Source organism: Methylocaldum sp. (genome assembly GCF_039794385.1).
Taxonomy (GTDB): Bacteria; Pseudomonadota; Gammaproteobacteria; order Methylococcales; family Methylococcaceae; genus Methylocaldum.
Window position 1 is genome coordinate 1 of the sequence record NZ_JBDIVO010000054.1, and the last position, 19,725, is coordinate 19,725.

The 19,725-nt window shown below is 53.0% G+C and carries 21 protein-coding genes; 20 read left to right on the forward strand and 1 reads right to left on the reverse strand.

Translation table 11 applies throughout. From position 1 onward, the window contains the following. The 3 genes from ABJK70_RS07325 to ABJK70_RS07335 form a co-directional block, all read left to right on the forward strand. Positions 1–332: DUF4351 domain-containing protein (locus ABJK70_RS07325; protein ID WP_347257661.1), on the forward strand; the 332-nt coding region annotated here is incomplete at its 5' end. Between the two features lie 205 nt (positions 333–537). Then, a complete protein-coding gene (locus ABJK70_RS07330; RefSeq protein WP_347257662.1) occupies positions 538–861 on the forward strand; it encodes a hypothetical protein in 324 nt (107 codons plus the stop codon). Positions 862–959: 98 nt separating this feature from the next. After that, positions 960–1,178, forward strand: coding sequence for an antitoxin (locus tag ABJK70_RS07335; RefSeq protein ID WP_205780874.1), 219 nt, complete (start codon positions 960–962; stop codon positions 1,176–1,178). Positions 1,179–1,331: 153 nt separating this feature from the next. Here the strand turns inward: ABJK70_RS07335 and ABJK70_RS07340 are convergent, their stop codons facing one another. Continuing rightward, on the reverse strand, positions 1,332–1,754 hold the full coding sequence (locus ABJK70_RS07340) for a hypothetical protein (RefSeq protein WP_347257663.1): 423 nt from the start codon (positions 1,752–1,754) through the stop codon (positions 1,332–1,334). A gap of 617 nt (positions 1,755–2,371) precedes the next feature. Between ABJK70_RS07340 and ABJK70_RS07345 the strand changes: the two genes are divergently transcribed. From ABJK70_RS07345 to ABJK70_RS07425, 17 genes are all read left to right on the forward strand, one after another. Then, positions 2,372–3,442 carry an N-acetylneuraminate synthase family protein gene (locus ABJK70_RS07345; protein ID WP_347257664.1) on the forward strand — a complete coding sequence of 357 codons (1,071 nt, stop codon included), beginning with the start codon at positions 2,372–2,374 and terminating at the stop codon, positions 3,440–3,442. Beyond that, positions 3,442–3,999, forward strand: a complete 558-nt coding sequence (locus tag ABJK70_RS07350) for an HAD hydrolase family protein (RefSeq protein WP_347257665.1) — start codon at positions 3,442–3,444, stop codon at positions 3,997–3,999. Before ABJK70_RS07345 ends, ABJK70_RS07350 begins: the two co-directional genes overlap by 1 nt. Continuing rightward, a complete protein-coding gene (locus ABJK70_RS07355; protein WP_347257666.1) occupies positions 3,989–4,801 on the forward strand; it encodes an SDR family oxidoreductase in 813 nt (270 codons plus the stop codon). Before ABJK70_RS07350 ends, ABJK70_RS07355 begins: the two co-directional genes overlap by 11 nt. A 17-nt stretch (positions 4,802–4,818) precedes the next feature. Further along, positions 4,819–6,270, forward strand: coding sequence for an aldehyde dehydrogenase family protein (locus ABJK70_RS07360; RefSeq protein WP_347257667.1), 1,452 nt, complete (start codon positions 4,819–4,821; stop codon positions 6,268–6,270). Positions 6,271–6,275: 5 nt separating this feature from the next. Continuing rightward, positions 6,276–7,031, forward strand: coding sequence for an acylneuraminate cytidylyltransferase family protein (locus ABJK70_RS07365; protein WP_347257668.1), 756 nt, complete (start codon positions 6,276–6,278; stop codon positions 7,029–7,031). Positions 7,032–7,046: 15 nt separating this feature from the next. Further along, positions 7,047–8,972: a transketolase C-terminal domain-containing protein gene (locus ABJK70_RS07370; RefSeq protein WP_347257669.1), complete on the forward strand. Its 1,926-nt coding sequence runs from the start codon at positions 7,047–7,049 to the stop codon at positions 8,970–8,972. A gap of 34 nt (positions 8,973–9,006) precedes the next feature. After that, positions 9,007–10,089: a GDP-mannose 4,6-dehydratase gene (gmd, locus tag ABJK70_RS07375; RefSeq protein WP_347257680.1), complete on the forward strand. Its 1,083-nt coding sequence runs from the start codon at positions 9,007–9,009 to the stop codon at positions 10,087–10,089. Between the two features lie 35 nt (positions 10,090–10,124). Continuing rightward, a complete protein-coding gene (locus ABJK70_RS07380) occupies positions 10,125–11,105 on the forward strand; it encodes a GDP-mannose 4,6-dehydratase (protein WP_347257670.1) in 981 nt (326 codons plus the stop codon). A 6-nt stretch (positions 11,106–11,111) separates the two neighbouring features. Continuing rightward, entirely contained in the window at positions 11,112–11,954 is an 843-nt protein-coding gene (locus tag ABJK70_RS07385; RefSeq protein WP_347257671.1) for an ABC transporter permease, read from the forward strand. Continuing rightward, entirely contained in the window at positions 11,954–13,282 is a 1,329-nt protein-coding gene (locus tag ABJK70_RS07390) for an ABC transporter ATP-binding protein (protein ID WP_347257672.1), read from the forward strand. The genes ABJK70_RS07385 and ABJK70_RS07390 overlap by 1 nt, the downstream gene beginning before the upstream one ends. A 46-nt stretch (positions 13,283–13,328) precedes the next feature. Further along, on the forward strand, positions 13,329–14,156 hold the full coding sequence (locus ABJK70_RS07395) for an FkbM family methyltransferase (RefSeq protein ID WP_347257673.1): 828 nt from the start codon (positions 13,329–13,331) through the stop codon (positions 14,154–14,156). A 37-nt stretch (positions 14,157–14,193) separates the two neighbouring features. Beyond that, complete coding sequence (locus tag ABJK70_RS07400) at positions 14,194–15,195, forward strand: class I SAM-dependent methyltransferase (RefSeq protein WP_347257674.1); 1,002 nt, start codon at positions 14,194–14,196, stop codon at positions 15,193–15,195. 12 nt (positions 15,196–15,207) lie between these two features. Further along, positions 15,208–16,062: a class I SAM-dependent methyltransferase gene (locus tag ABJK70_RS07405; protein ID WP_347257675.1), complete on the forward strand. Its 855-nt coding sequence runs from the start codon at positions 15,208–15,210 to the stop codon at positions 16,060–16,062. Between the two features lie 19 nt (positions 16,063–16,081). Beyond that, entirely contained in the window at positions 16,082–16,903 is an 822-nt protein-coding gene (locus ABJK70_RS07410) for a glycosyltransferase (protein ID WP_347257676.1), read from the forward strand. 44 nt (positions 16,904–16,947) lie between these two features. Continuing rightward, positions 16,948–17,670 (forward strand): hypothetical protein, encoded by a 723-nt coding sequence (locus ABJK70_RS07415; protein ID WP_347257677.1) that lies wholly within the window; start codon positions 16,948–16,950, stop codon positions 17,668–17,670. A gap of 134 nt (positions 17,671–17,804) precedes the next feature. Continuing rightward, on the forward strand, positions 17,805–19,526 hold the full coding sequence (locus ABJK70_RS07420) for a capsule biosynthesis protein (RefSeq protein ID WP_347257678.1): 1,722 nt from the start codon (positions 17,805–17,807) through the stop codon (positions 19,524–19,526). After that, positions 19,519–19,725: hypothetical protein (locus tag ABJK70_RS07425; RefSeq protein ID WP_347257679.1), on the forward strand; the 207-nt coding region annotated here is incomplete at its 3' end. The genes ABJK70_RS07420 and ABJK70_RS07425, both read left to right, overlap by 8 nt.

Sequence of the window (19,725 nt, forward strand, 5' to 3'; positions counted from 1 at the left end):
TATTGGAAGAAAACGACATTCGCGAATTGCTCACCGACATTGCCAACCTGGAGGACTATATGCCCACTTTTATAGACCGTTACATCGAACAAGGTCGGCAGCAAGGATTGTTTATTGGAAGACAGGAGGGAAGACAAGAAGGCAGACAGGAAGGAAGAGAGGAAGGACGACAGGAAGGACAGGCCGAATTGTTGCTTCGCCTGATGACCCGCAAATTCGGCCCACTCGGCAAGAAGCATCGTCGGCTTATCGAGCAGGCCGACGGCGATACCCTGCTGCGCTGGTCGGAACAGGTGTTGTTCGCAGCGACGCCGGACGAAGCCTTGCGTTGAGCGCTCATATTTTGCTCCGCATCTTTCGGGAAGTTCCGATCAGGTTCTTCGACGGGTTCAGGACGGACGGTAAGCCGTTGATGCCCTTCGTGGTGAGCTTGTCGAACCATGACTGGCATTATCGGCTACTCGACCATTGACTGCCCTGACGCTGGCAACCCCAAACCTCAGAACCGTCGCTTCACACCGAATCCCGTAACCCTCCATGACCATAGACATTGATCAGTTCACCGAGGCCGAACTCATCGACCTCAACCGCCGGATCGTCGAGCGCCTGCGCTTTCTCCAGCAGATGCGGGCGCACGCCACCATGCTGAAGTTCTCGATCGGCGCCCGCGTCTGCTTCGATACCGACGACTTTCGCCGTATTACGGGAACGCTGGTACGCTACAATAAGAAAAGCGTAACCGTGGTGACCGACGATGGCTATCGTTGGACTGTCTCGCCCGGCTTTCTCCATCCGGTGGAACCCCGCGATATTACGCCCACCGTCGACGGATTAACCTGCAGCATTCACCCTCGAAAGTAAGACTTCATCCTCGGAGATACCCCTGCCCAGTCGTTGCGACTTGGCAGAACGCGTGCATCAGAAAGCGACCCGCAAATATCTGACAGAGGACATTTGAAATGGATAAAGAAAGCAAACTCGAAGAAGAAATTCTGGCTTCCTTCGAAAGGGAAGAGTGGCGATCCGTGCCCAATCTCAAGGATGAAATCGCGTGCTATGCATCGATAGCCTCCGCTTCGCTTGCCAAGGACAAGCGTGTCAATATACGTATCTCATCCCGTGACCTTGAAGATGTTCAAGCTAATGCCGCGGAAGAGGGAATCCCTATCAGACACTGATGGCCAGCATTTTTCACAAGTCCGTCACTGGACACCTTGTTGATACGCCGCCGAGTCCAACGCCTCACCCAACCCGGACCGCCCGCAAACCGGCAGCCGATTAGCTGTGGGCGGTTTTATTCCAACGCTATTTTGTTAACGAGGTTATCGGTTTTACTTCTTCCGACCCCAAACAAACCGGCCTTTGACGGTATGCTCACCCGGAGCGAGGCGGATTCCGGGGGTATTATCGGCGGTTGCGACAACGGCCGGCTTTCCATCCACCTCCACCTGCTGCGGCCAGTGTTCCGCATCGCCCGGAAGCGGCAGCCAACTCTCCGCAAAAACGCGAGTATTCAAAGTGAAACGGCCGGCGCGATCATCCAACACCAGCTCGAGACTCGTCGGCCAAACGCAGCGCCGGTCCTCTGGATTACCCTGTACTTCTGGACAAGCCCGATTTTTGTGGCCGTGCAAGACCCAGCCGGTCCAAGGCTTGAGAGGATCGGGAACCGATTCCGGCTTTAGCGGATCAGCCAGGGCGATGACCGTGAACAGCAGAACAGGAAAGACCAGCAGCGCCAACCGATGAAACATCAGGGATCTCCACCTGAGTTAGTAGGAAGGCAGGGCAGAGGTTCGCGTTTCAGATTTGTAACGGTAGTGTAACGCCGGAAATAGGGCTATTGCCGAAGGAGAGCAAATCCCTGTTAGGTCCGTAGAAACCGCGTTGTGTAACTTGCCAAGGTTTCAATTTCTAACGGCGTAATTGGGGAATGGTATGCATCTTCTGCTCGGCTGTTTATCGGTCCATAAAACACCTGGCATTTCGCTAAATTTGCACCCTAAGAGTTACCCACTTTGGGGCACTTTATCGTATAAGTTTGGCATCCGAGTTGAAAAACGGACCGCTGAGACAGTACGCTACGGAGTGGGCGGGCAAGTGCAGGGACGAATTGTAACCGAAGGTACCGGCCGGCTCCTCTTGGGGAGATTGAAGTATTGTTTATAATTGGCGTTTTCGCTTAGCCCGAGGATGTGCATTGGGTTGCTGAAAGCTCCCGCCTCCTTGCTCAGATAGACGGAGATGGGGCTAGCGAGGCTGGCGAAGATGGGGGTGAAAACGATATCATTCGCTCCGACCAGAAATATGGACGGGCCATGAGAAGAAGTAACCGTTTAATTTTATTAACTTTTCGCTGTTTGGATGCAAAATGAGCCAAAGAAGAAACCTTGTGATCGGAAATCACCTGATTAACGATGATAGCGATTGTTATGTCATCGCCGAGATTGGTCACAATCATCAAGGCAGCTTGGAAACATGCAAAGAACTCTTTCTTGCGGCGAAGAATGCGGGTGTAAATGCGGTAAAACTCCAGAAGCGTGATAACAAAACGCTTTTCACCAAGGAGGCATATAACAGAGATTACGATAACCCGAACAGTTTCGGTGCCACGTACGGCGAGCACCGCGAATTCCTCGAATTCGGCTGGCATGAATACGTGGAGCTGCAGAAATACGCCAACGAACTTGGCTTGGACTTCTTCTCGACCGCCTTCGATATTCCCAGCGCTGACTTTTTGGAAAAATTGGACGTTCCCGCATACAAGTTCGCGTCAGGGGATATCAGGACCATACCGCTACTCAAACATGTTGCCAGCTTCGGCAAGCCGATGATTTTGAGTACCGGCGGCGCCACGCTGGATGATATTCGGCGGGCATATGACGCCGTAATGCCCCTCAATAGCCAGCTATGCATCATGCAATGCACCGGCGGTTATCCACCGGAATGGAACGAGCTTAATTTGAGGGTAATCGACACTTTGCGCAGAGAATTTCCCGATATCGTAATCGGCTTCTCGAGCCATGATAGCGGTATTGCCATGGCTGTAGCCGGCTATATGCTCGGGGCGAGAATTATCGAAAAGCATTTTACCCTCAACCGTGCCATGAAAGGCACAGACCATGCGTTCTCTCTCGAACCCGTCGGCATGACCAAGATGGTCCGAGACCTGCGCCGTCTCAAGCTTGCCCTAGGGGATGGCAAGAAGATCATGTATTCCAGCGAAAAGGCACCCATCACAAAAATGGGCAAAAGCCTGGTGGCAAAGCGGAATTTACCGAAAGGGCATGTTCTTACCGATGATGACATCGCGATGAAATCGCCGGGAGGCGGTTTGCCTCCCTACGAGTGGGACAACGTAGTGGGCATGACGCTGACACATCCCGCACTGGAAGATGAGTTCTTAGATCCCGCCAAGTTGGCTGCCCGAAAGACCGCTTGATGGGCACTCCTCCGGTTTATACGCAGGCGCAGGGCTTAGGGCGTCTGGGCGAATTGTCGGCTTCCATCCGCCTGGTGGTATTTGATTTCGACGGCGTCTTTACCGACAACGGTGTCTATGTTACCCATGATGGTATAGAGTCGGTACGCTGCTGGCGCAGCGACGGTGTCGGCTTGACCCGCCTACGCAGCATCGGCGTGCAGTTGCTGATTCTTTCTACCGAAGTCAACCCGGTAGTCACCGTGCGCGCCAATAAGCTCAAGATGGCTTGCAGGCAAGGGATCGAAGATAAGGCAGCTATCATTCTGGAAGCCTGTCTGGAACACGACATCAATCCAGCCCAAGCGGCCTTTGTCGGTAACGACATCAACGATATCCCGGCTTTCAAGATAGTGGGGTTACCGATTGCAGTTGCCGACGCCTACCCGGAAGTCTTTCCCCATGTGCTTTATCGGACAGTGAGGGCCGGCGGCTACGGTGCCGTTCGGGAGGTCTGTGACATTATTTTTCATGCCAAACAAGGCTCTTTAGATAAATTGGAAACCTATGTCCCCTGACCAACTTTTCGATGTCAGCCGTGAGATCGTCCTGATCACCGGCGTTTCCGGGCAGCTCGGTAGCGAATACGCCAGTGCGTTCCTGCAGCGCGGTGCACGTGTGGCCGGTCTGGACGTTCGACCGTCAGCCTTTAGCGAGATGTTGGCTCGCGACTACTCTGAACGCTTCCGGTTTTTGGCAGCCGATGTAGCGGATAGAGGCTTGCTGGAAAATGCCCTGGCCGAAATAGATCGGCAGTTTGGAACGCCGACGGTACTGGTCAATAACGCTGCTATCGATTCACCGCCATCCGCACCGCTGGAAGAAAATGGCCCATTTGAAGATTATCCCGAGGCATCGTGGGATAAAGTGATAGACGTCAATCTCAAGGGTGTGCACCTTTGCTGCCAGATTTTCGGTGGTGCCATGGCTAGGGCTGGCAAGGGTTCCATCATCAATATTGCATCGATCTACGGCGTGGTTTCGCCTGATCAGAATCTCTATGAATACCGCCGTCAGCGGGGCGAGACTTTCTACAAGCCCATTGCTTATTCGGCGTCGAAATCCGGTATTCTCAACATGACACGTTATCTTGCCGTTTACTGGGCAAAAAAGAATGTGCGAGTGAATACCTTGACGATAGCCGGCGTCTTCAATAACCAAGAACAAGCTTTTCTCGATGCCTACTGTGGGCGCATTCCCGTCGGGCACATGGCCAAGGTCAGCGATTACAACGGTGCGGTTCTTTTCCTTGCAAGTTCCGCATCGAGATACATGACAGGCGCCAATCTTGTGGTTGATGGTGGCTGGACAGCAATTTGAATATGCCGGACAGTACCATGCGCATATCGAACTGGATTAACGGGAAGGAATGTCCGCCGCAAGATGACTGCTGGCTGGATAAGTTCAATCCGCATAGCGGGGAAATTCTTAGCCAGGTGGCCGATTCAACGGCGGAAGACACCCGTCGCGCCGTCTCGGTTGCCGAAGCCGCTTTTGCAGCATGGTCGGATCTGACTCCGGTCAGGCGTGGCCAGATTTTGATGGACATCGTTGCGGCGATGAAAGGCAGGGCCGAGGAACTTGCGGATTGCATCGCGATTGAAACCGGTAAGCCGCCGCAGGACGCAAAAGGCGAGGTCGGTGCAGCCATACTCCAGGCTGAATATTTCGCGGGTGAGGGCATGCGGCTCTATGCACGCTCTCTGACTTCCGGAACACCGGGCAAATACAGCCACACTGTGCGTCAGCCGCGTGGTATTGCAGGGCTTATTGTCCCGGCTAATACGCCTATCGCCAATATCGCCTGGAAGACATTTCCGGCACTCATCTGCGGCAACACCGTGGTGCTCAAGGCGTCGGAAGACGCTCCGCGCATCGCGCTGCTTTTCGCTCAACTCGCCAAACAGGCCGGGCTGCCCGATGGCGTTTTCAATGTAATCCAAGGCCTCGGCCAATCCGCCGGTGCTACATTGGTCACCGACGAGCGGGTTTCGGTAATCAGTTTCACCGGATCTACCGTCGTGGGCCGCTGGATTGCCGAAGTGGCCGGCAGGCGCTTAGCCAGAGTTTCCCTGGAATTGGGTGGTAAAAACCCTTTTGTGGTATGCGACGATGCCGATATCGAACAAGCCGTGCATTGGGCCGCGCTTTCGGCATTCAGCAATGCCGGGCAACGCTGCGCGGCCGGCAGCCGCATCATCGTATTTAAAGAAGTTTACGAAGATTTTCGCGACAAACTGGTTGCCAAGGCGCAAAACCTGAAATTGGGGGTAGCTGCCGGCTGCGACCTCGGCCCGGTCGTCAGCAAGCGCCAGCAGCAATCCATTCTTGCCGTGATCGAGAACTCCAATCGGGAGGGCGGAACTACGTTATGCGGTGGTGCTGCGCCATCAACTGCGGAACTTTCGAACGGCTATTATATTCAACCCACCCTCGTCGAAGGGTTGAATGCGCATGCCGAATTGAGCCGCAAGGAAGTTTTCGGGCCGGTGGCGACGCTTCATGTCGTTGAAACCCTGCCTGAAGCGCTCGCTCTTGCCAATGCAACCGAATATGGCCTGACTGCCGCGATTCACACTCGCAACGTGGATCGCGCCATGTGGTTTGCCCAGCGTGTTCGGGCCGGGGTAGCCAATATCAACCTCGGGACCTATGGGAGTGAGCCGCATATGCCGTTCGGCGGATTCGGGGCATCAGGCAATGGGACCCGAGAGCCGGGCGTGGAGGCGCTGGATGTTTATTCCGAACTCAAGAACATCTCCTTTCTGATTCGGCCCAATCAGATCTGAACATCATGAAACCTCGTGCCGTCGCTTTTGTCCCCGCTCGTTCGGGTTCCAAACGGGTGCCTGACAAGAATATCAGGCCGCTGGGTGGGCATCCCATGTTGGCCTATACCGTTCGCGCTGCAATCGACAGTGGCGTATTCGACTCGGTGATTTGTGCCACCGACAGCGAAGGCTATGCAGAAATTGCGCGCCACTATGGTGCCGAGGTGCCGTTCCTTCGCCCGTCTGAAATCTCAGGCGACAAGTCTCCCGATATCGAGTGGGTGGTCTGGATGTTGAAAAAGCTGAAGGAGTGCGGCAGGGCGTTCGAGATTTTCAGCATTCTGCGTCCCACCAGCCCGTTTCGGCTGCCGGAGACCATTCGCCGGGCCTGGGCCATGTTTATCGAGGATACTGGCGCGGACTCCCTCCGGGCCATAGAAAAATGCAAGCAGCATCCGGGCAAGATGTGGGTGATTCGGGGCAAGCGAATGCTCCCGCTGATGCCTTTCAGCAATGGAGCTACCCCATGGCATAGCAGCCAGTACGCCGCCCTGCCGGAAATCTATGCGCAGGATGCCAGCCTTGAGATCGCATGGTCACGGGTAGCGCTGGGGCAGGGCAGCATTGCCGGGGAAGCCATTATTCCCTTTGTCAGTCAGGGTTTGGAGGGCTTTGACATTAACGACCCTGAAGACTGGTGGTTGGCCGAGCGCCTGCTGGCGATACGAGAGGCTACATTACCGATAATCGACATTCCTCCTTACAACATCAACAAGTGATCCGGAGCCAGCATCGTGGGTGATCAAGTCGGGCAAGCCGTGGACGGCACCCTTTATTACATTCCTTATACCGAATTCGTGCGTGTACGTGCCCTGCGAGGAGCACCTGAACAACGCGTGGCCATTTTTGCCGACATGTGCCGGCTGAATGCTCTCTATATGATCGCCCGTGCCGGTTCCGGTCACATCGGCAGCAGTTTCAGCAGTCTGGATATCATCAGTTGGCTACTGCTCGAGGAAATACAGCCAGCCGAAACTCCAGAGTCATCCGGGGATGTATTCTTCAGTTCCAAAGGGCATGATGCTCCGGGTTACTACTCTGCCCTCATCGGCATGGGACGATTGGACTTCGAACTTGTCCACAAATTGCGCCGAATTGATGGGCTTCCCGGTCATCCGGACGTTGCTACGCCGGGTATTGTCACCAACACCGGCTCGCTCGGAATGGGTATCTCTAAGGCCAAGGGAATGGTGTTTGCGAATCGTCACGCCAAGCGGCAGGGGCGGGTATTCGTCATGACCGGCGATGGGGAATTGCAGGAAGGCCAGTTTTGGGAATCGCTGATTTCTGCGGCTAATAACGGGCTGCATGAAATCACCGCCATTATCGATCACAACAAACTGCAATCGGATACCTTCGTCAAAAATGTCTCCGACTTGGGCGACCTGGAAGCAAAACTGCGGGTCTTCGGCTGGCGTGTCGAACGCTGCAATGGTCACGATATCCGCGCCTTTGCCGAAACGCTTGCATCATTGCAAGATGAACCACGCCCGAAGATCATCATCGCCGATACCATCAAGGGTCGGGGTGTATCTTTCATGGAGCACACCTCACTGGATTCCGACGTGGCCATGTATCGCTTTCACAGCGGTGCCCCGGATGCTGGTTCCTACCGCCTCGCTGCAGAGGAAATTATGGACCGGTTGCAGTGGCGCTTAAGCGAGATTGGCGCGTCGCCACTAAAGGTCGAAAGCATCAAACGCGAAGCCGCTGATCCGCCGCCGGCTACGGCACAACGGCTGATCCCTGCTTACGCTCGCGCCTTGCTGGAGCAGGCCGAAAAGCATCGAAACCTCGTCGCATTGGACGCCGACCTGATTCTCGATACCGGCCTTATCCCTTTCCGCGAAAAATTTCCTGAGCGGTTCTACGAGTGCGGCATCGCCGAGCAGGACATGGTTTCCATGGCCGGCGGAATGGCACTTAAAGGCTTGCTGCCGGTTGTGCATTCCTTCGCCTGTTTTCTATCCGCGCGCCCGAATGAGCAGATCTACAACAATGCCAGCGAACGGACGAAAATCATCTACGTGGGGTCCCTGACAGGCGTAGTTCCCGGCGGTCCCGGTCATTCTCACCAAGCGGTACGCGATATTTCTACGTTGGCAGCCATTCCGGGGCTGACTTTAGTGGAGCCATCCTGCGAGGCAGAGGTGGGGCCATTGCTCGACTGGTGCATCAACGAGGCCACTGCGAGTTGCTACGTTCGGCTGGTTTCCCTGCCGTGGGAAATTCCTTATAAGTTCCCCGAAGGGTATAAACCGAGGTTGGGGCAAGGGGTTACCCTAATCGAGGGTTCCGATGTGGTTCTCATCGCCGCAGGCCCGGTAATGCTCAGTGCCGCAGTTCAAGCGGCGGAAATACTGGCTACGGATAATGGCGTCAGCATCAAAGTTATCAACCTTCCCTGGCTCAATCACGTGGATGGTGCTTGGTTGCGGTCGGCGCTGGGCAACTGCAGCAAAGTCTTTTGTCTAGACAACCACTACGTTGTAGGGGGGCAAGGCGATGCCGTTGCGCGTGCGATTAACCGATTCGAACAACGCAACATCAAAATTACTTGCCTCGGGCTCGGGGATTTTCCGCCTTGCGGGACAAACCAGCAAGTAATTAGCATGGTCACCCTCGATGCCCAGGCTATTGCGAAAGCCATCTCAAACTGAATACCAAGGCAACTTGAACAGATTTGTGGAGTAAATTTTGAAAAAAGCTCTCATTACCGGCATCACCGGTCAGGACGGCGCCTATCTTGCGGAATTCTTGTTGGGCAAAGGCTACGAAGTCCATGGTATCAAGCGGAGGACGTCACTGTTCAAAACCGACCGGATCGATCACCTCTATCGTGACCCGCATGAACGGAGTGTTCGGTTCTTTCTGCACCACGGCGATTTGACCGATAGTTCCTGCCTTATACGCATCATTCAGCAAACCCAGCCGGACGAAATCTATAATTTGGCGGCTCAATCTCATGTAGGCGTGAGTTTTGAGGAGCCCGAATACACCGCCAATTCGGATGCGCTGGGGGCGTTGCGAATACTGGAGGCCATCCGTATTCTTGGCTTGGAAAAAACAACACGATTTTATCAAGCGTCAACTTCCGAGTTATTCGGCAAGGTGCAGGAGATTCCACAGAAGGAAACGACACCTTTCTATCCCCGTAGCCCTTATGCAGTAGCCAAGCTTTACGCTTACTGGATCACGGTAAATTATCGCGAGGCCTACGGCATGTATGCCTGCAACGGCATACTGTTCAACCACGAGTCGCCCATACGGGGCGAGACTTTTGTCACTCGCAAGATCACTCGGGCGCTGGCTCGCATCAAGCTGGGTTTGCAGGATTGTCTCTATCTGGGAAATCTGGAAGCCAAACGCGACTGGGGACATGCACGCGACTATGTCGAGATGCAGTGGCTCATGCTACAGCAACAGCAGCCGGAAGACTTCGTTATCGCTACCGGTATCCAATACAGCGTTCGCGATTTCGTCAACGCGGCTGCTGCCGAACTCGGAATGGACATCATGTGGGAAGGCCAAGGTGTTGACCGGGTCGGGTATCTAAATGGCAGAGCTATCGTTCGGGTCGATCCGCGCTACTTTCGGCCCACTGAGGTCGATACCCTGCTGGGAGATCCGGGCAAAGCCAAAGAAAAGCTTGGGTGGACCCCAAGAACCAGCTTCAAAAGTTTGGTCGAGGAGATGGTGCGCGAGGACCTCAAGGCCGCGGAGCGGGACGAACTCGTCAAAAGGCATGGGTTTATAGCGCCGGATTATCATGAATGAGGTGACTGTTCTGATTCTTTGAGAGTCTATAGACGATGCGGGCAAAGCGAGCGCTGATATGCGGGGTATCCGGTCAGGACGGCGCTTACCTGGCCAAACTTCTCCTCGCCAAGGGATATCAGGTTTTTGGTACCTCACGGGATGCTCAGACGGCCTCTTTTCGCAACCTGGAAGTATTGGGTATTCGGGATTCGGTGACCTGCGAATCCATGGCTCCCAATGACTTCAGAAGTGTTCTGCAGGCTCTGTCAAAAATTGACCCAGACGAAATTTACAATTTGGCCGGGCAGAGTTCGGTCGGGCTGTCCTTCGAACAGCCTGTTGAAACAATGGAGAGCATAGTTGTCGGCACCCTGAACCTGTTGGAAGGCATTCGCTTTCTGGGTTCCTCAGCGAGGCTATACAACGCGGGCTCAAGCGAATGTTTCGGCAATACCGGTGCCCAGCCTGCCGACGAGAATACGCCATTTCGGCCGAGGAGTCCCTACGCGGTAGCGAAAGCGGCTGCGCATTGGGAGGTGGCGAACTACAGAGAGGCTTATGGGTTGTATGCTTGTACGGGAATTCTGTTCAACCATGAGTCGCCGCTGCGTCCCGAACGTTTCGTAACCAAAAAGATTGTTGCCGCTGCCTGCCGTATTGCCAACGGATCTTCGGAGACACTGCGGTTGGGAAATATTGATGTCGTGCGTGATTGGGGTTGGGCACCGGAATACGTTGATGCCATGTGGCGGATGTTGCAGCAGGAATCCGCAGACGATTTTGTGATTGCTACCGGAGAGAGCCACAGCCTGCGCGAGTTCGTGGCGGCGGTATTTCGTGCGCTCGATCTCGATTGGCGGGATCACGTGACGACAGATGCTGCGTTGCTCCGTCCTTCGGACTTACGTGAAGGGCGTGCCAATCCGCGTCGAGCTCAAGATGTTCTGGGGTGGCGAGTTTCAAAGCGTTTGGATGACGTAGTCACTCTGTTGGTGCAGGACGAGTTGGCACAGCATACCGGACAGCGGATTTGACAAGAAATGAACGACATGACAACAACGCGAGAAAAGGAAATTGTGATCCGCCCGCCGAGCGGCTTTGGCAAGTTTGATCCGGCCGAGTATTACCGTTATCGGCACATGCTGATGAGCCTCGTAAGGAGGGACATCAAATCGCAATTCGATGGGATGCACTTCGGGGTCATATGGGCTGTTATCCGGCCGTTGACCGTCGCCACTGTATTCACGCTTTTTAAAAAATTTTCCGGTGCGAATACTTATGTCCACGCACCATACTTGATGTTCGTCTACAGTGGCCTGATATTCTGGTATTACTTCACCGATGCAACCATGCAGACAGCTGGCTCGGTCAGGAAGGACGCAACCATCATCAGTAAGATATATTTTCCGCGTTTGATCACCCCGATGGTGCCAATCCTGTCTAACCTAGCCGGGCTAGGCATCGCTGCGGTCCCGCTACTCACGATGATGGCTTGGTATCAGGCCCCGCCGAGCCTGACCATTCTCCTGTTGCCTCTGGTCCTCTTGCAGTGCATGGCACTGGTGTTCGGAATCGGCACATTGTTCGCCGCACTGACCATCAATAATCGCGATCTGGAGCAGTTTCTCTCTTTTGTGATGTATATCGGACTGTTCGTATCGTGCGTGTTTTTTGTACCCGAGATGGTTCCGGAATGGGCGCGTCCTGTGCTTTTGCTGAATCCGATGACGGGCACGATGATGGCTTTCCGTGCATGTCTCTTCGAAGGCTTCGTGTTTCCAATCGAATTATGGACCTATTCGCTTGCTGTTTCCGCTGCCGCAGTGGTGGTTGGCGGGCTGGCGTTCCGCCGCGCAGAAGCGACTTTCGTGGATAAGCTGTAATGGAGCCTATCGTCATCAGCGTCCGGAATATTTCCAAGCGGTATTCGAGAAAGAATGCCGTACCTGGGACTGCTGCGCGCGCGATCCGGAATATTCTGCACCGATTCAGCAGGCGGATGCGGGGCCAGACGGCGCCGTCTGCGACCCCGTCCAGTAATGAATTTTGGGCACTCAGGAACGTCAGCTTTGACGTTAGAAAAGGGCAACGTATAGGCATCATCGGCAGAAATGGTGCCGGCAAATCCACGCTTCTCAAGATATTATCCCGGCTGGTTTATCCGACCGAAGGTGAAGTGCGGATACGTGGCCGTGTTACCTCGTTGCTCGAAGTCGGCACCGGTTTCAACATGAATCTGAGTGGACGGGAAAACATCTACCTTAACGCGGCACTGCACGGGTTGGATAAAGAAGAGATCGACGCTATCTTCGATGCCGTTGTCGAGTTTTCCGGCGTGGGCGATTTTTTGGACATGCCGGTAAAGCATTATTCGAGCGGCATGTACATGCGTTTAGCATTCGCTGTCGCCGCCCACCTCGACCCGGACATACTGCTGATGGATGAAGTCCTCGCGGTCGGTGACCTTGCTTTCCAGAAGAAGTGCCTGCAGCGAGTGGAAAATCTCGCCTCAGAAGGACGCACAATTGTTTTCGTCTCCCACAGCATGGGCGACATCGCGCGGTTTTGCGACCAAGTGATCTGGATGGATCAAGGTAGGATTCGGTATGCAGGGGATGTCATCACCGGTCTTGCAATGTATCAGCAGGAATTGGCTCCTCAAAGATCAGCCGATTTGGGCGACAGGGCCGATCGGGCTGGAACCGGATTGGCTAGGCTGACGCGCTTCCAAGTGTTGGATAAAAACAGAGTCCCGGTCTCAAGCGTAAAAACCGGCGACGAAATCTACTTGGCATTCGATTATCGATTTGAAGAAGCTCAATCCCGACCGGTGAAGGACGTTTTTGTTAACGTTGTAGTCGAAAACGATAAGCGTCAAAGATTGTTCGGCTTACCGAGCGAGGTACTCTCGGTAGATTTAACGAACCTGTCATCCGACGGAACATTTGTCTGTCGCGTCAAACGGTTGCCGCTCGTGCCCGGTACCTATTACCTCACTGCAGCTCTTCTCATCGATCGACAACTCGTGGATAAGGTACTAGACGTGACGACACTGACGGTACTGGAGGGCGACTACTATGGCACTCACCGCCTCCCCCTACGATCTTTTGGGGAAATCTGCGTTGATTTCACCTGGACTTTGCTCGACAACGAAAAAGCCGATGTCATTCACATAGAGGGTGGCGCCGGCGAAGCGGCTCACCGAATCTAGTCGTAACAAGTTTGAACTAATTTCCATTGGGGAGAGCTGTAGCGCCGTGTTTAATAAGAGTCCTTTATGGCAATCATTACTTTCGCGATTTTCCAAGGAAGATCAAGTTTGCCCAATCGATGAGCCGGACAATGCACATCCTCACAAAGCCGATTTGTACGTAGTTTCTGAATTGGATAGGTCTTTTTACATTCAGCCGCAAAATGAGAAAGAGCTGTGGCGCGCCAAGTCGTTTAGCGTTAAAGAGCCTGAGACTAATACCTGGTTGAGGAGCGAAATAGACAACGACAGTGTCTTCTGGGATATCGGAGCAAACATTGGCCTCTTCTCAATGTATGCGGCAACTTTAAATCGAAATTGCAGAATCTTGGCTATTGAGCCAGAGTCGCAGAACTTCGCAAGTCTTTGCCGGAATGTCTTTGCTAACGGATTTCACAACATAGATGTTCTCGGTCTTGCGGTTTATGGTGGTCCCCTCTCTATTCAGGAACTGCATGTGTCGGAGATGTGTGCTGGTGGCGCAGTGCACAATCTCGGAACAACAAGCCCGTGGTCCCTTAATCAAGCTGTATTTCAACAAAAGACATTCGCCGCATCAGCCGATGAGTTGGTGAAGACCTTCGGTTTTCCGGCACCGTCAATAATGAAAATTGACGTGGATGGGATCGAGTTGGAGATATTGCGTGGTTCGAGCACAATCCTGTCTGAGAGTGTTCAGACCGTGTTGGTAGAACTGGATGCTCACGATGATGATGACGTGCGGGCAATGTTTGCGATCATGTCAAATACGGGTTTTTCTTTAATAGCCGAAAGCAATCGGTCCACGCAAATAAACAAAAAACTTCCGCGTAATTATATTTGGAAGAAGATCTGAATACCTATCTAGGAGTGTTCTAGGAACTTTTGGAATAATGATGACAACAATAGACAGGAACATATTCGGCGACTATCTCTCCCCAAGCGATAGCAAGTCCTTAGCCGAACGGGTCCAAGTACTCAATAGCATTTTCGGCGATGTGCTGAAAGATCAGGCAGCTCTGTCCAGTTACTTCGAGGTCATGCTTAGAGAGATGACGTCGGAAGCGAAAACGGTTTTATTCCTGAAGCTCGGCAGATGGCTCAAGAATCAAACGGAAGAGTTTCTCAGCGAACTCGAGGCGTTACATACCGATGATAACTTGCTTAATGTGTTCGAAACGGCACTTGCGAGTTGGGCGCAAGAGATGATGCTCACTCGCTTTGCGAGAAAGAGCAGGATTCGAGAGGTTTACGCCACGCAGCTATTCCCAACTCTGCGTTCCATATTCGTTCCAGTTGGAGTGATCCACGAGGAATCCCATCACGCAAACCATTCGGACATGGTGTACGTCTGCGGGATGGCAAGCGCGGTCAATGCTCGAAAAATCTTCGAGCTCGGCACTTATCGCGGTCAGACCACCTGCGGCTTGGCTTCGGTCTGCAAGGAGGCCCAGGTTTTCACCCTGAATCTTCCACCGGAGGACGACCCGCGATACGCTCCATACATCGGCATGTATATCGCGCGTTCACCCGACCGTGAACGCATTACCCAACTCTTCTGTGATTCCCGCACTTTCGATCCGACTCCGTATAGGGAGTCTATGGATTACATCTTTATCGATGGCGACCATTCCTACCAAGGCGTTAAGAACGATACCGAAAAGGCGCTGCAGTTGCTCAAACCGGGCGGAGTGATCGTGTGGCACGACTATGCCGCCAAAAGCCCCGGGGTATTGGAATATCTCGCGGAGTTTTCGCAAGAGCGGCCGCTATTCAGGCTGCGCAAGACTTGTCTTGCAGTATACGTGGACGGCTTGAATCCTGAAACAGCGCAGCTCGCGCCAATGGATGCGAGCCTTGAAGCGCAAGAGTACGGTGACGGTCCAGTACGATAGGCGCATCAGCAAATGCAGATTACACAACTATTCAAAAGGCTCGGCCAGCCGTCGGACATCGATCGGTATCTAAAATCGGGTCGTATCCCCTGGTCGCCGGGCTATAAGCAGTATCGATACAACATTTTGAAAAACATACCGACCGATCAGGCGCTGCTGGATGTCTTTGCGCGTGGAGAGCCATTGCCTCAAAACTATGGGGTCGGGATAGACGAGCGAATCGTCGAGTACCCTTGGTTGCTTTCCCGGCTGCCGGGCACTAGTGGCCTTGTCCTGGATGGCGGCTCAGTCCTCAACTATCCCTTTCTGCTGGACGCCCCGCAGCTTTCCGACAAGCGCCTTGTCATTCTGACCTTGGCTCCCGAGAGCACTATGGCCAAGCGGCAGAATGTCTCATATATGTTTGGAGACCTGCGGGAAACCATTTTCCTAGACGAAGTCTTCGACGCGATTGTCAGTATCAGTACGCTGGAGCATGTCGGAATGGATAATGCGAAGTTGTATACGCAGGACGATCAGCATAAAGAATCACAGCCGGATGACTATTTGAGAGTTATCAAGGAATTCAATCGAATTTTGAAACCCGGCGGTCATTTTCTAATGACGGTCCCGTTCGGAAAAGCACAGAATCTCGGGTGGTTGTACCAGTTCGACGGCCAGCGCTTGAGGCAGGCCATTACCGCTTTCGGCCCTGAGTTCACAGCGGCGACGTTTTACCGATACAGTTCCGAGGGGTGGCTCCTCTCGGATGAGGACGCTTGCGCAGATTGCGAGTATTACGACGTGCACTCGGCTACGGTACCCGCTCCGGATCTGGCGGCGGCGGCGCGCGCCGTAGCCTGCCTGGAATTCGTGAAGCATGCTTAATCATCTGCTTGGAAAACTAATGCACCGGCCCAGTGCTAGCCTACCTTGTAATCGGCCCCTGTTTTCGGCGGTTCTCGGCAGCTATAACCGCGGTCGGCTGCTGCGTCATGCAATCGAAAGCATCCGAGAAAACTCGACCTTTGCCAAACACGAAATTATCGTGATTGATGGCGGGTCGACGGACGGTTCTCTGGAGTGGCTCCTGGAGCAGAAAGACGTCATCACGATCGTGCAGCACAACCGCGGCGAGTTTCGCGGCAAGCCTATAGAGCGCCGCAGTTGGGGCTATTTTATGAACCTCGGGTTCAAGGCGGCCCAAGGGAAATATATCCTCATGATCAGCGACGACTGCATCCTCTTGCCCGATGCTATCGAGCGCGGCATCGTAGCATTCGAAGAGCAGGTCGCCAAGCGAAAAAAGGTAGGTGGCGTCGCCTTCTATTTCCGCAACTGGCCAGGCGAGCGCGAGTATTACGTGCAACGCACTCTCGGCGGCAAACTCATGGTGAACCACGGATTGTTCTTGCGAGAGGCCTTGGAGGCAGTAGGCTGGGTCGACGAGGAGAATTACCTCTTCTATAAAGCGGACGGCGACCTCTGCCTTCGCCTATGGCAAGCCGGCTACGAAATCATCGATGCGCCCGGAGCGTTCGTGGAGCACTACTTTGATGCCGATGAGGCGGTGCGCCTGCAGAACAGTGCAACCCTCGAACAGGATAGGAAAACCTACGCCGCCCGTTGGAAATGTTTAGCTCTCGTTAACAAAACAATAGGAAGCATGGGAAAGATTACATCGAACTTTGAAGACCCGGAGCACACTGCTGAGCGATATTTTTCTTGATTCTATTATGAACTAGACCAAAAAATATAACAAAAGGGGTTTGCATGTTATTGCATTTGCATATTCCAAGGACCGGCGGAAAGAGCGTAGTTAAATGGTTTCGACAACTCCTTTCATTGCGAGACGCGGTATACAGTTTTAAAAATTATCAAGCTTTCTGGGATGCCTTCCTTGGGCGTGGAGAGCGACATTACGATTTCGAGAAAATAAAGCTCATTACTGGCCATTTTTATTATGGTATTGACGAGTATTTTATACCTAGTGCTGAATACGTAGTGGTTTTGCGGGATCCAGTGGAACGGGTGAAATCTTTAATACGCTATATTAGAAAAAATAGCACTCATCGTTTGCATGAGCTCTTCTCCAAAGCCAGCAATATTAATTATATTTATAGAAATATTCACCACTCACCTCAGATGTCTAATGGTCAGGTTCGCCAGCTCTGCAGCTATGATTTGACCGGACTAATTCGTCTCCGTTCCCACCATGCAGAAACGGCAATGAACAGAGTCATTGCTGATAATGTGCATGTATTTACAACGGATGATCTGGACCGCGTTTTTTCTCCTTCGGAGGAAAAATCCAGAATGAGTGGTATTTCACATGAGAATGGTGCTGAACAAGACGAATTATGTTCATGGCTTAATTCGGAAACCTCTGATGCAATCATCCGTGAGAATAATGAGCTAGATATGCGTTTATACGATTTTGCCAAGAAAAATCGTTGTACGGATGCTTCAACTTTGCTCAGATATCTTGTCGAATGAGAATAGATTTATATCGTTTAAGTTTAGTCTCGGGAGTACAACGGTAAATAATTAAAGCGGTTGGAAATAGACTGCTCAAATTAGTTACCCGGCATTCGTCAGAGAGAGTCTTTCATTTCACGAAATCGCTAATAATGGGCTTATTCAAAAAATTATCCAATCGGTTGCAAAAGGTTGCCTTTTGTAATCCGACTGGAAACATATCGAACCTAGTTGAGCACGCTGAAAACCTTCCAGACTGGGGGAGCCTCCTCACTAAAGAACGTCGGATCTGGTCAAATGCAAAAGTTAACGCTCAAAATGGCCCGGATGTCTTGATCGCTACGACAGTGGGCGGATTTGCAGCGCTGAGTTCGCTGGAAAGCCTTTTGGCCGTTGCCCTGACGTTGCGTGGTGCTCGGGTGCATACGCTTTTGTGTGACGCTGTGTTGCCGACGTGCCTCCGTGTCGAATACCCGACTATTCCCGATCCTCAAGTCATTGCCGATTATGGCATTCAGGGACGGCTGTGTAATAGCTGTCAAGAGACAGGGCAATATCTATTCGGGCCGCTCGGTCTTGTTAATCACAAACTGAGCGAACTGATTGATGATGCGTCGCGACAGCGGGCCAAACGGTTCGCCGCGGCGGTGTCATTAGAGGAGATACCGGATTTCCGCTTGGATGATGTTGCTGTCGGCGAGCATGCCTATGCGGGTGCTCTACGTTATTTCGCAAGCGGCAACCTCTATCATGAGTCTCTAGGAGAAGTAGTGGTACGCCGCTACCTTGAGGCAGCGATACTGACGGCTGAAGGGCTCAATCAGCTTACGCGCCAATATCCATTCGTAAGCTCCTGCTTTAACCATGGTATCTACTGTCCACAGGGAGTGATTGGTGATGTGCTGCGTAAGGCAGGAAGCCGGGTCGTTAATTGGAACATTGCTTACCGGAAAAAGTGCTTCATCTTCAGTCATAACGATACCTACCACCACACTCTGCTCGAAGAGCCCGTAGAGGCTTGGGAGACGATGCCATGGACGGATGTTACAGAAGCCGAGATTAAGGAATATTTGCGAAGCCGCTGGCAGGGTTCCAACGATTGGATCTGGTTCCATGAGAAGCCGGAAGAGCGTTTCGAGAAGATAGCGGAAGAGTTGGACCTGGACCGTACGAGGCCGATTATTGGGATGCTCACGAATGTCATGTGGGACGCCCAACTTCACTACCGTGCGAATGCGTTTCCAAACATGTTGAGCTGGGTTATGGACACGATTAGGTACTTCGCTCAGCGATCAGGTTTGCAGTTGGTGATTAGAATCCATCCTGCAGAGATCCGTGGGACGCTTCCATCAAGACAGCCCCTGTTGCACGAAATTCAAAAGGAGTGGCAAGTTCTTCCTCCGAATGTGAAGGTCATTCCGCCTGAAAGCCAGGTAAGTACGTATGCCGTGATGGAGCATTGCGACAGCGTGCTGATCTATGGAACCAAGACCGGCGTCGAGCTGACGAGTATCGGCATTCCGGTCATCGTCGCGGGCGAGGCATGGATTCGGAACAAGGGAGTCACACTGGACGCTTCTTCCCGTGACGAATATATCGGGCTTTTAAACAATTTGCCTTTAGGCAAGCGGCTGGACGACGAAACCCGTTTGCGTGCGTTGAAGTATGCTTATCACTTTTTTTACCGACGTATGATTCCACTAGATCTCATGGAGCCGACAGGCGCATGGCCCCCTTACCGACCATCAATCGAATCTCTGGAACAATTGATGCCCGGAAGAGATACCGGGTTGGATATCGTTTGTGACGGCATTATGAACGGTACGCCGTTTGTCTATCCGGCGGAGTTGCTATCAGGAGGGCGGGATGGATAGCAAGAGGCTGGTCCGTCGGATTCTCAATCGACTGGGTTACGAAGTTCGCCGCGTGGGCAAGCGCTCTGCGCGAAGCTCGCCCGACCTATGGACGTGGTTGCGTGCAGGTGGCGGCATCAGAACGATTGTAGATGTTGGCGCCAACGACGGTGCGTTCGCCCAATATCTGTCCTCCTACTTTGATGCTCGGCAGACTATC